The 11,607-nt window shown below is 62.3% G+C and carries 12 protein-coding genes and 3 pseudogenes; 8 read left to right on the top strand and 7 right to left on the bottom strand.

Annotated elements, in window-relative coordinates:
- From Q427_RS29320 to Q427_RS22525, 3 genes and pseudogenes are all read right to left on the bottom strand, one after another.
- Window positions 1–408 (bottom strand): annotated as a pseudogene (locus Q427_RS29320) (phosphate ABC transporter permease); the annotation flags it as partial.
- Complete coding sequence (locus Q427_RS29325; RefSeq protein ID WP_155833667.1) at window positions 354–887, bottom strand: hypothetical protein; 534 nt, start codon at window positions 885–887, stop codon at window positions 354–356. The pseudogene Q427_RS29320 and the gene Q427_RS29325, both read right to left, overlap by 55 nt.
- Before the next feature lie 132 nt (window positions 888–1,019).
- Entirely contained in the window at window positions 1,020–1,976 is a 957-nt protein-coding gene (locus Q427_RS22525; protein ID WP_043517444.1) for a PstS family phosphate ABC transporter substrate-binding protein, read from the bottom strand.
- Window positions 1,977–2,329: 353 nt separating this feature from the next.
- Between Q427_RS22525 and Q427_RS22530 the strand changes: the two genes are divergently transcribed.
- Window positions 2,330–2,887: a hypothetical protein gene (locus Q427_RS22530; protein WP_051496612.1), complete on the top strand. Its 558-nt coding sequence runs from the start codon at window positions 2,330–2,332 to the stop codon at window positions 2,885–2,887.
- A 59-nt stretch (window positions 2,888–2,946) separates the two neighbouring features.
- Here the strand turns inward: Q427_RS22530 and Q427_RS22535 are convergent, their stop codons facing one another.
- Window positions 2,947–3,540 (bottom strand): NADPH-dependent FMN reductase, encoded by a 594-nt coding sequence (locus Q427_RS22535; protein ID WP_043517445.1) that lies wholly within the window; start codon window positions 3,538–3,540, stop codon window positions 2,947–2,949.
- Between the two features lie 159 nt (window positions 3,541–3,699).
- Here Q427_RS22535 and Q427_RS22540 point away from each other — a divergent pair, with 159 nt between their 5' ends.
- The 3 genes from Q427_RS22540 to Q427_RS22550 all read left to right on the top strand — a co-directional run bounded on the left by Q427_RS22540 (window position 3,700) and on the right by Q427_RS22550 (window position 6,200).
- Window positions 3,700–4,137: a nucleoside deaminase gene (locus Q427_RS22540; protein WP_043517446.1), complete on the top strand. Its 438-nt coding sequence runs from the start codon at window positions 3,700–3,702 to the stop codon at window positions 4,135–4,137.
- A gap of 147 nt (window positions 4,138–4,284) precedes the next feature.
- Window positions 4,285–5,493 (top strand): Na/Pi symporter, encoded by a 1,209-nt coding sequence (locus Q427_RS22545; RefSeq protein WP_051496613.1) that lies wholly within the window; start codon window positions 4,285–4,287, stop codon window positions 5,491–5,493.
- Window positions 5,494–5,519: 26 nt separating this feature from the next.
- Entirely contained in the window at window positions 5,520–6,200 is a 681-nt protein-coding gene (locus Q427_RS22550; protein ID WP_043517449.1) for a phosphate signaling complex PhoU family protein, read from the top strand.
- 26 nt (window positions 6,201–6,226) lie between these two features.
- Here Q427_RS22550 and Q427_RS22555 read toward each other — a convergent pair whose 3' ends face one another.
- Together Q427_RS22555 and Q427_RS22560 are read right to left on the bottom strand one after the other, a co-directional pair.
- Window positions 6,227–7,126, bottom strand: coding sequence for a complex I NDUFA9 subunit family protein (locus Q427_RS22555; RefSeq protein ID WP_043517451.1), 900 nt, complete (start codon window positions 7,124–7,126; stop codon window positions 6,227–6,229).
- A 21-nt stretch (window positions 7,127–7,147) separates the two neighbouring features.
- The gene (locus Q427_RS22560; protein ID WP_043517456.1) at window positions 7,148–7,627 is read right to left on the bottom strand and encodes an Lrp/AsnC family transcriptional regulator; all 480 of its coding nucleotides are present in this window, start codon (window positions 7,625–7,627) and stop codon (window positions 7,148–7,150) included.
- Window positions 7,628–7,838: 211 nt separating this feature from the next.
- On the opposite strand from Q427_RS22560, the pseudogene Q427_RS37105 reads away from it, so the two are divergent.
- A pseudogene (locus Q427_RS37105) lies at window positions 7,839–7,946 on the top strand (hypothetical protein); the annotation flags it as partial.
- 452 nt (window positions 7,947–8,398) lie between these two features.
- Window positions 8,399–8,707 (top strand): EamA family transporter, encoded by a 309-nt coding sequence (locus tag Q427_RS37110; protein WP_442905552.1) that lies wholly within the window; start codon window positions 8,399–8,401, stop codon window positions 8,705–8,707.
- Between the two features lie 82 nt (window positions 8,708–8,789).
- On the opposite strand, the gene Q427_RS22570 is transcribed toward Q427_RS37110, so the two are convergent.
- Entirely contained in the window at window positions 8,790–9,755 is a 966-nt protein-coding gene (locus tag Q427_RS22570; protein ID WP_051496614.1) for a TAXI family TRAP transporter solute-binding subunit, read from the bottom strand.
- 376 nt (window positions 9,756–10,131) lie between these two features.
- Here Q427_RS22570 and Q427_RS22575 point away from each other — a divergent pair, with 376 nt between their 5' ends.
- Both Q427_RS22575 and sufB read left to right on the top strand, forming a co-directional pair.
- A complete protein-coding gene (locus tag Q427_RS22575) occupies window positions 10,132–10,596 on the top strand; it encodes an SUF system Fe-S cluster assembly regulator (RefSeq protein WP_043517453.1) in 465 nt (154 codons plus the stop codon).
- A 75-nt stretch (window positions 10,597–10,671) separates the two neighbouring features.
- Window positions 10,672–11,607 (top strand): annotated as a pseudogene (sufB, locus tag Q427_RS22580) (Fe-S cluster assembly protein SufB); the annotation flags it as partial.

The following is an 11,607-nucleotide window of genomic DNA, read 5'->3' on the forward strand; positions in this document are numbered from 1 at the left end:
ATGGCCGCTGTCGGTGACCTGCACCGCTCCACGGTATTGGGGGCTGCGCAAGTTGCCGATGTCGTAGTGGTGGATATAGCCGGCATCGTCGGAGACGTAGAGGTGGCGGAAGCGGTTGTCGATCAGGATCTGACGAGCATGGCCATCGAAGCCGGGAAGCTCGGCCGTGGTCTGCTCCACGGTCACCGCGCCGGTCATGATGTTCTCCCGGCGGTCGAAGGAAGTCACCATCAGGGTGCCGTCATCGAGTTCGGCTGCCGCGTAGATACCCCGGTCGCTGAGCTGGAGCGCCAGCACCTGGATGGCACGCCCTGCTTCGTCCAGGGTCAGGGGGGCCTCGCCAAGGGGGAAAGTCAGCTCGGGTTCGATATGGCGCAGGTTATCCGGGTAGGTAATCGCGTACTCCACCTGCCCGAGCTGATGACGCCGTTGTCGTAGCCGTAGGCAAAGGCCCGCGTGGTGGCAAAAGCAGTGGCGAAGGCCGAGCGGGTGGCGCCCTCTGGCCGAGACATATCGAAAGACGCGCGCAGGTCGCCCCCCTCAAGGTCGAAGAAGGTGATACGCCCCGTGTCGGTGAAGCTCGCCCCCAGGGTGTCGTGGCGGTCGATGGTGAGGTGCTCGAGCCGCTCGTCGCTTGCCACCCCGGGAATGGCGTAGGTCTGCTGGGTGGAGACCTGGGCCGACTTGAAGAGCGGCATGACCTCGGAGAACAGGTAGACGAAGATCATCCCCAGCGCGATCACGACCCCGATGCCGGCAGCACCGATGCCATAGCGGGATGCGTTATCCCTGAATGCGCGCTTGCGTCTCAGACGCTCACGTTGTTCAGGGCTGGGCAACAACGATCTGCCTTGCCCGGATGAAGAGAGTTGGGACATGTCATTCATGATGGATGGGCAATCCCGACAGGTGGAAAGATACGCAGAGGGTAATCAGGGTCCATGACAGCTATGTGACAGCGACCAATAATAAAGAAGGGGCGCTGGAGCGCCCCTGTCACTACCTTTTCATTCAATGTGTTAGTCAATGCCCAGTTCGCTGCGCACGCGGCTGGCCACGGTTTCGGGCAGCGGGATGTAGCCGTCGCGGGCGGTCACTTCCTGACCCTGCTGGGAGAGCACCATGCGCAGGAACTCGGCCTGTTGCGGGGCCAGGTCCTCGTTGGGGTGCTTGTTCACGTAGACGAACAGGAAGCGGGCCAGCGGATAGTTCTCGTCTTCCACGGTATACGCTTCTTCGCCTTCGTCGCGCGAAACCGGTACGGCGCGTACCTGGGAGGTGATATAGCCGATGCCGGAGTAGCCGATGCCGTTGATGGACTCGCTCACCCCCTGTACCACGGAGGCAGAACCCGGCTGCTCGTTGATGGAATCCTTGAAGTCGCCGCCGCACAGGGCGTTCTCGGCGAAGAAGCCGTAAGTGCCGGAGACGGCGTTGCGGCTGTAGAGGGTGAAGTCACGGTTTTCCCAGCTGCCGTCCAGGCCCAGCTGGCCCCAGCGGGTGATGTCTTCCGGATAGCCACAGCGGCGGGTGTCGGAGAAAATCGCATCCACCTGCGGCAAGGTGATGCTTTCCAGCGGGTTGTCCTGATTGACGTAGATGGCCAGGGCATCGATGGCCACCGGCACCATGGTCGGCGGATAGCCGAAGCGATCCTCGAAGGACTGGATCTCGGAGGTGCGCATCTCACGGCTCATCGGGCCGAACTGGGCGGTCCCTTCGGTCAGCGCGGTGGGGGCCGTGCTTGAGCCGGCACCCTGGATCTGGATGTTGATGTTAGGGTAGAAGCCGGCGAACTCCTCGGCCCACAGGGTCATCAGGTTGTTCAGCGTATCGGACCCGATGCTGGTCATGTTGCCGGAGATACCGCTGACGGACTCATACACCGGCAGGTTGGGATCGACACGCTCTGCCATGGCAGCGGGAGTGACCAGCGAAGCACCGATGATGGCAGCAGCCAGAACCTTCAGTTTCATGTTTCTCTCCGTGTTTTCAGCGCTGCGTTGGCAGCGATTGGGCTCGATCGGATTTTCGGTGACCGATGGCTGCGACTATAGGGAGGAGGGATGACACTTCGGTGACAATAACTGAGGGTTTGATGAACCTTGTGTGACAGTTGTGGATGACGACGAGGGCTCGAGGACGCTGTGCGACTTGCCGCGGGCGCGATAGAATCCGGCTGAATTCGTCCCCTGTTTCCGCAGGCACAGAAGGTTGCAGGGTGGGGCGGGCGCCAGCTCCCGGAGCTTCGGTTTGAGGGAATTGGTTTGAGGCTTTGGCTTGAACGGTTTCGGCAAAGAGATAGCGATCAAGGAAGGAGAGAGGGATTATGGCGCTACGCATGCTTATCGCTGGCCTGGGCTTGCTGACCACGCTGTTGGTCGCTGGCTGTGCCGGGCATTCCGAGCCGCCCACGGCGAGTGAGCCGGCGCCGTCGCAAGCCGAGGTGCCGCAGCCTTCCACTCAAGCCGAACCTCCGCTGAACGTGAACGGGACGGCACGAGAAGACCGCTATTGGCTGCCAGCCCTGTTCGCCACGGAGCTGGATGAGGCGCATTACTACGTCAGCCGGTTGGCGGATCGGCGCTTCATTGACACCTATGGAGGCGACGAGCACCCGCGGGTCTGGTATATCGCCGCGGAGCGACTGGGACAGATCGGTGAGCCGGCGGTGCCGCTGTTGTTCGGCCTGATCGACACTACCGATGCTTATGAGCTGATGCTGGTGCTCTATGCGCTGCAACTGGCCACCCAGGATCCTGCGCTCATGGCGGAAACCGGCGGCGACTACATCCAGTTGGGTACGGTGCTGACCGAAAATACCAACCGCCAGAACCGCGAAATAGCGCTGGCATGGTGGCAGCGCCACGGCTGGCGCTGGGAGTAGGCGTTGCTGCCCTGGCAAGCCCTTGCCAGGGCTCTTGCAAGGGCTATGCTCGGGCTCGATCATTCCCGGTCGAACAGCCTCGTTGTCTTGACGAGCCGTTGGCAAATGGCGTCCAGTTTCTTCTGATGGCCCTCGTCGCACAGGCCACCGTTGTCGTCGAAGGCGTCACCTGCCTTGGCCACGGCGAGCTGGTCCGGCAGCACCGTCACGCCAACGTTGTTCAGGAGCTGGCGCATCAGCGCCAGGCTGCGCATGCCGCCGAGCCCACCGGGTGATGCCGAGAGCAGCGCGGCAACCCTGCCTGCGAACAGCTTGAGGCCGCTCTCACCTTGGTGGGGGCGGCTGATCCAGTCGATGGTGTTCTTCATCAACGGAGTGATGAAGCCGTTGTACTCGGGGGAGGCGATCAGCAGGCCTCGATGCCCGGCCAGCAGCTTGCGCAGGGCCAAGGCATTTTCCGGCAGGCCATGTTCGGTTTCCAGGTCGCCTTCGTAGAGCGGCATCGGATAGTCCTGCAGGTCGATGAAGGTGGCCTGGCTGCCCAGCGCCTCCAGGCGTCGGGCAGCCAGGCGGGCCAATCGCTTGTTGAAGGACGCTTCCCGGGTGCTTCCGGCGAACACCAGGATTCGGGCTGTGTTTGTCTGGTAGGACATCGTGGGGTCTCCCTGGGTCATTGTGTCGTTCGAGTGAGGGTGGCCGGTTGCTGCTTTCTCCGCTTCTTCGACCGGGCACCGCGCAGAGTCGCCGTGGTTTTGCTATGGTCACGCCGTGATCGGCGTTTTCCCATCTCATGGACCTGGAGTCAGCCTTCCATGGACAAGTATATGCAAGCTGCCCTGGACGAAGCCCGCCGGGGTCTGGCGGAAGGGGGCATCCCCATCGGCTCGGTACTGGTCTATCGCGGGCGCATCCTGGGAAGGGGCCATAACCGACGTGTACAGTCAGGCAGCACGGTGCTGCACGGCGAGATGGACGCTCTGGAAAACGCGGGACGCCAGCCTGCCTCTGTGTATCGGGATAGCGTGCTCTATACGACGCTTTCGCCCTGTCCGATGTGTAGTGGAGCCATTCTGCTCTACGGCATTCCCCGGGTGGTCGTTGGCGAAAACCGGACCTTCCTGGGGGAAGAAGCGTTGCTGCGCTCCCGGGGTGTCGATGTCGAGGTCCTGCAGTCTCAGGACTGCATCGACATGATGTCCGATTTCATCGAGGCATCGCCCGAACTCTGGAACGAAGATATCGGGGAATAGCGCATCGGGCCGGTGGATCAGACCATGCCGGCCAGGCGTAAGCCCGCTGTCATGAAACTGTCACATCTCCCGGTTACCTTGCGCGGACAGTAACGTGGGTGTCACCTGACCGTCATCCTGAACGTGTAAACTCACAACGGCCTTTTCATGTCGAAACCAGAATTCTCTTCGCCCGACACGAACCGAGCGGCCCTCACCCGCGAGCAAATCCGTGAGGTGCCGGCCTGGCTGCGCGGCATCTACGCCGGTCTCTGTCTCTACTTCTTCCTGGCGGCACTCAACGTACTCGGCTCAGGGCTGGGAACGTTCGGCAGGGCCAGCGATTTTCTGACGCAGCTCTTCGCCTACGGTGAAAACCCCTTCATCGCCCTGCTGGCCGGGGTGCTGGTCACCATGATCGTGCAGAGCTCGTCCTTCACTTCTGCGCTGATCGTGACTCTGGTGGCCAGCGGCGAGATGACTCTGGGCACGGCGGTGTTCGCCATCATGGGGGCCAACATCGGGACAGCGGTCACCGGGGTGATCGTGGCGCTGGCCAATGTGCGTATCAAGCGCAATTTCCGGCGTTCGTTCACGGCCGCCTTGATGCATGACTTCTTCAACATCCTTACCGTGGCCATCGTCTTTCCCCTGGAGTTCATCAGTGGCCTGTTCCATGAGGCCGGAAGGGGTATCTTTACCCGGCTGGCGGGGTGGCTGGCCGATCTGGTGGGCCTGGAGGAGGTGGCGAGGCCCGACAGCCCGATCAAGGTGATTACCTCGCCGGTGGTCGATGCGGCGAACGGGTTCGCTTCGTTGTTGACCTCGACCTCGGCTGCCCAGGGGCTGGTGGTGGCCGGCCTCGGCATGCTGCTGATGTTCGCTGCCCTGATCTTCATGGTTCAGAACCTGCGCGGAGCCCTGCTGCGCCACATGGACGGCCTGTTTCGTACCTATTTCTTTCGCAGCGATGTGCGTGCCTATGGCGTCGGCCTGGTCTCCACTGTCCTGGTCCAGTCCAGCACCATCACCAGCAGCCTGATGGTGCCCCTGGCCGGGGCCGGGGTCGTTCGCCTGCGTCGTGTGCTGCCCTTCATGATGGGGGCCAACCTGGGAACCACGGTCACCAGTGTCCTGGCGGCCACGGCGAATCCCGTGGCCGCGGCGATGACGGTTGCCCTGTTCCATGTCATTTTCAATCTGACCGGCACCGCTGTCTGGTATCCGCTGCGCTATATCCCGCTGCGGATCGCCACCTGGTATGGCCGGCTGGCGGCCCGACAGACCCGCTACGCCTTCGTCTTCCTGATCGGCGTATTCCTGGTGATACCGCTGCTGGGAATCGGCGCCATCGAACTGTTCACGAGCCTGCGCTGAGCGCGGCGACTCAGGAGATTTCAGCCATGTTTCGACAGCTATACAGCGCCCTGACCTCGGAAAACACGCTTGATCAGGCCTTCGAGGACCTGACCCAGATGCTCAAGCATGGTGCCTGGATGTTCGACCGCGCCAACGAGGTCCTGCACAGCAAGGCATCGGCCGATGAAGTGCGCCAACCGCTCTACGACCGTGACCAGGCGATCAATGAACTGGAGCGTTCGATTCGCCGCAAGGTACTGCGTCACCTGACCGTCAACCCTGGCCATGATGTCGCCATCTGCCTGGCCTTGATGAGTGTGGCCAAGGATGCCGAACGCATCGGTGACTATTGCAAGAACGTCTTCGAGGTAGGCCATTTCTACAGCGAAGGTTTTCACGTGCCCAAGTATCAGGAGCCTCTCGACAACATGGCGCTCGAGATGGGCGATATGTTCGACAAGGTGATCAAGGCAACGCGGGACTCCGACGAAAACCAGGCCCGCCAGGCACTGTCCAAGGCCGTGGAAGTGCGCCAGCGCAGTGACCGCCTGATCGAGGAGCTGTTTCTCGACGAGCGCCAGATCGAGTTTCACGAAGCGGTGGCTTACTCACTTCTGGCCCGACACTACAAGCGTGTGGCCGCACACCTGGCCAACATCGCCACGGCCGTGCTGGGCCGGTTGGAAGACCTGGACTTCTATTCCGAGGCCGACGACGACGGTTGATCGGCCAGCGGGCGGGTTTCCCGGCCTCACGGCCTCAGGCATAGCGGCAGGCTGTCCCGCAGCGAGCGTGGCAGGATGTTCAGGTCATCGAAGGTGCCGACCGCATCGCTGGCGATATTGTCATGGGCCATCAGGGCAACCTGGTCACGGGTCAGCGGGGGGTTGGGCAGGGGCGCGACCAATAGCGCCAGCAACTGCCACAGCGGGAAGGGAACCGGCAGCAAGGGGCGCTCCCGGGACAGCTCACGCATGACCAGCTCGATCACCTCCCGGTAGCGGATGATGTCGGGGCCGCCGAGCTCGAAGAGGCGTCGCTCGGGCGGGTCATTGCCAAGCAGCCGGCCGATGGCGCGAGACACGTCCACCACATGAACCGGCTGCAGGCGCGTGTTTCCCTTTCCGAACAGCGGGATGACCGGTAGGCGCGTCAGGCCTGCCAGTGTCGACAGGAAGGCGTCATCGGGCCCGAACATGACGCTGGGGCGCAGGATGATTGCCTTGGGTAGTGCTGAAATCACGGCCGTCTCACCACGGCCCCGGGCACTGACATAGGCGGAGCGAGACGCCGGATCGGCCCCGATACCCGATAGCTGTATCAGTCGCTGAATACCCGCCTCGCGGGAAAGGCGGGCCAATTGCCCGGCGGCCTCCACGTGAATGGTCTGGAAGCGCACGTTGCGGCTTTCTACATAGAGACTTACCGCATTCACCACACTCTCGGCACCCTCCAGTGCCTTGGCCATATCGGCCTTGCTGCGAATGTCGACACTGGCCAGTTCCAGCGGGTCGCCGGGTTCTGCCCAGTCGGGCAGGGAGGGGCGCCGGGCGGCGATGCGGACCGTGCGACCGGCGTCCGCCAGTTCACGAACCACGTGACTGCCGAGGAAGCCGGTGCCGCCGAAGACGGTAACGCAGCCGATCGACATCATTGACTCCTTTCGAGTTCCTCACATATCAGCCGGTGGCAGTGGCAGCGGTCCGTTCTCCTTGACGGCGCGTATGGCGAAGCTGCTGTCCACACTGTTGACCATGGGCAGTTTCTGTAGTCGTCGTACCCACCGCTCGTAGCCGCTCAGGTCGGCGGTGACCACCTGAAGCAGGTAATCGAAGGCCCCGGAAATGGTATGGCAGTTGATGACCTCCGGCATCTCGCTGACTGCGGCTTCGAATTGTTCGACCAGCGAGTCCTGATGTTGGCTGAGGCGAACTTGAACGAAGATGGTGAGGTCCAGGCCCAGTCGCTCCTTGTCGAGCTCGGCACGATAGCGTGTGATCAGGTTGTCCTGCTCGAGTCTTCGGATGCGTCTGGCACAGGGAGAGGGCGAGAGGTTGACACGCTCCGCCAGCTCCGCGGTGGTCAGGCGGGCGTCTTGCTGCAGTGCTTCCAGCAGCAGGCGGTCGATGCGGTCGAGTTTCAAGGTTCGCATGTCCATGCCTCGTCAATGTAACTTTTCGTTTTTTCTTGGCTGGGACGGCTAATAGTCTCTTTGATTCTGGGTAATATTGCCCATATTTGCCAGTGCTATTGGCGCACACTGACGGCTTCTTTTCGATTCCTTGAGCCAAGTGTCCATGACCACGCGAATTCACTCCCTGATCGTCGTCCAACCCCTGATATCCAGCGGGGCTCATCGGTTGATGGGGTATGGCGCAGCACTGGGGATGGTGCTGATCTGGTCCTTCTATTTCCTGTCCCTGCGTCAGGGGGCGTTGTCACCGATTTCCCGGTTGGATATGACCCTGTTTCGCTACGCGGTGCCGGGTCTGTTGCTGCTGCCGTTGCTTTTGCGCCGCTGGTCGATGATACGCATGGTGTCGCCGGTATGGTTGCTGGGTATGGTCCTGGGGGCAGGGCTGCCGTTCTTTCTGCTGGGTGCCATCGGTATGGGGTGGGCACCGGTGGCGCAGGGTAGCACCCTGATCCCGGGCACGGCGCCGCTGTTCGTGACACTGCTGGCGGTCACGCTGTTTCGCCAGCCATTCTCCCGCTGGCGACGAGTGGGGCTGGCAGCGGTGTTGGTGGGCGTTGTCTGCCTGATCGCTGCCGGGATGGGAGACACCGCCATCCTGGGCGAAGGGCAGCTACTGTTCCTGGTCTGCAGCCTGCTGTGGGCGGTGTTCACGGTGTCGGTGCGACAGAGTGGACTGAGCCCACTGGAGGCCGCTGCCGTGGTGACGGTGCCAACGGTGCGCTTGTGGTGCTGTACTGGTTACTGGCGGGGTCGCCGCTGTCGCTGCATGGCCTGCCGGCCAGTGAATGGTGGGCACAGCTCGTCGTGCAGGGTGTTGCCGTGGGGTTGGGCTCGAGCTTTCTCTATGGCTATGCCATTCGCCAACTGGGGGCGGAAGCCACGGCGGCCATCGGCTCACTCACCCCGGTCTGTGCCACGCTGCTGGCTTGGTTGATTTGGAACGAGAGCCTCGACCCACTCTCCGCCTTGGGAATGGCAATGGTGGTACTGGGTGTTGTCTGTGCCAGCGGACTGATTCAACGTACGGTGGATTGACCGGGTAGCCGGTGATATGGACGGCCTCGGGTCGATGAAACGGCGTCAGCGTTGGTCAAGAAGGCATGACCGTTGCGGCGTGCTAATCCGTTGCGGTTTCCTCTATTGCGTCATTCGCTTCATGATTGGCATCCTCGATCCAACCTTGCTCGCGGTAGTAGCGCAGGGCCCCCTCGTGCAGCGGCGCCGAGAGCCCGTCCTTGAGCATTCGCTCGGGCTTGAGTACCGAGTAGGCCGGATGAAAGTCGGTAAAGCGCTCGAAATTGTCGAATACCGCAGCGACCAGGGTGTAGACCTGATCCGCATCGGTGGCTTCGCTGGCCACGACGGTAGCGCGGACGCCAAAGGTTTGCACTTCCGGCTGGTCGTCGTAGTAGAGTCCGGCGGGGATTTCGGCCAGGCTGTAGTAGGGCGCCTCGTCCACCAGGGCCTCGACGAAATCCCCCTCGACGCCTACCAGGGCGGCATTGCAGAGATCCACAGCCTGGCGAATGCTCAGGTCCGGATGCCCCACGGTGTAGACCATGGCATCGATATTGCCATGACACAGCTCCAGCGATTGCTGATCGGCGGGCAGCTCATTGACCAGGGCAAAGTTGTCCAGTGTCCAGCCCCTGGCGGCCATCAGCTGCAGCATGGTGGCCCGCTGCCCGGAGCCGGGGTTGCCGATGTTCACCGCGCGCTGCTCCAGGTCGTCGAAGCCCAGAATGCCGGCCTCCCGTCGCACCACCAGGGTGAAGGGTTCGCTGTGCACCGAAAACAGGGCGCGCAGCGAATCGTCCGGTCCGACGTCGGCGAAACCTTCTTGTCCCTCCACGGCATAGTACTGCTGATCCGACTGGGCCAGGGCAATGGGGACATCACCATTTCGCACGTTATGCAGATTGGCTACCGAGCCTTCGGAGGGTCGGGCATGGCAAGGGACATCGATCAGCCGACAGAACGCTTGGCCGGTAATGTGGTAGACCCCGGTTGCACTGGCCGTGGCGATGACGATCTGGTCCTCCCCCGCCTGGACCGGCAGGGACAAGGCCAGGACTACCAGCATGCTGCCACCAAGGCTTGCCACCCCTGGGGTCGCGTGCGTGACAGTTCCAAAAGGTTTCATCGGAGTCTCCCTTGAGCGGCTCGCTTCGACGTTGTTGTGTCGTTGTTCAGTCTAGCAGGCGGCGGGGGATGCACCGCGACAGCTTGGTACGTTGCCATCCGCTGATGGGCTCGGAGGGATGACGCCGCTGATTCGCCACTTAATAAGAATGATTGGCATTACTCGTGCGATTGGCGCCGATCATGCCGCTATCGTGCGGTTTACCGGTCCCTGACGGACAGGGGGACTTCACATCGATTCCATATAGGACTAAAATGGTCCCCAATCGAATGCGAAGCTCGTGCAGGGCTTGGCGGCGAAACCTGAGGAGTCAGGCATGCTCAAGCTTTCCCGGCTGACCGACTATGCCGCAGTGGTGATGGCACAGATCGCTCGTCACCCGGAGCAGCCCCATGCGGCGGCGGAACTCGCCGAAGCGGTGCAGCTGCCCCACCCGACCGTGAGCAAGACATTGAAGATGCTGGTGCGGGCCGGGCTGCTGGAATCGCGGCGTGGCGCCCAGGGCGGCTATTCGCTGGCGCGGCCGGCATCTCGCATCACGGCGCGTGACATCATCACCGCCATCGAGGGGCCGGTGGCGATGACCGAGTGCAGCCATGTGGACGGCGACTGCGACCTGCTCGCCACTTGCGGTGTGTCCGACAACTGGCAGCGGGTGTCGCTGGCCGTCCGCACGCTGCTCGACAGCGTGACGCTGGCACACCTGGCAGACACCTCGCCGATCAAGCTGCCGGTACAACTGCCCATACAGAGTATCAGTCTGGCCGCCGACACGGCCTGAGACGCGCAAGCCACCTAACACATTACCCGAGCGGCTCGCTGCTCGCCGACCCAACCGCCCGGGAGGGGAAACATCATGGCAAGTCAGGAAATGGAACAGCTTGTCCGTCGCGAATACAAGGAAGGCTTCGTCACGGATATCGAGAGCGACACCATCCCGCCGGGACTCGATGAGGGCACCATCGCCTTCATTTCCCAGAAGAAGGGGGAGCCGGAGTGGATGCTGGAGTGGCGGCTGAAGGCCTATCATCAATGGCTGAAGATGACGCCACCTTCCTGGGCACACCTGGATTATCCGGCCATCGACTACCAGTCGATCTCCTACTTCAGTGCGCCCAAGCGTCCGGAAGACCGCCCCCAGAGCCTGGACGAGGTCGATCCCAAGCTGCTCGAGACCTATGAGAAGCTTGGGATACCGCTCCACGAGCGAGCGGCGCTGGCCGGTGTTGCGGTGGACGCGGTATTCGATTCCGTGTCGGTGACCACCACCTTCAAGGAGAAGTTGGGCGAGGCGGGCGTGATCTTCTGCTCCATCTCGGAGGCGATCCGCGACTACCCGGAACTGATCAAGCAGTACCTGGCACGGTAGTGCCGGTGGCCGACAACTATTTTGCCGCGCTCAACTCGGCGGTGTTCACCGACGGCTCCTTCGTCTTCGTCCCGGAAGGGGTGACCTGCCCGATGGAGCTCTCCACCTATTTCCGGATCAACGCCGCCAATACCGGCCAGTTCGAGCGCACCCTGATCATCTGCGAGAGTCGGGCCCAGGTCTCCTACCTGGAAGGCTGTACCGCGCCTCAGCGTGACGAGAACCAGCTTCACGCCGCCGTGGTCGAGCTGGTGGCGCTCGAGGATGCCTATATCAAGTACTCCACGGTGCAGAACTGGTACCCGGGCGACGAGGACGGCAAGGGCGGCATCTACAACTTCGTCACCAAGCGCGGCGACTGCCGCGGCGATCGCTCGCGCATCAGTTGGACCCAGGTCGAGACCGGCTCCGCCATCACCTGGA

Source organism: Halomonas sp. BC04 (assembly GCF_000568385.1).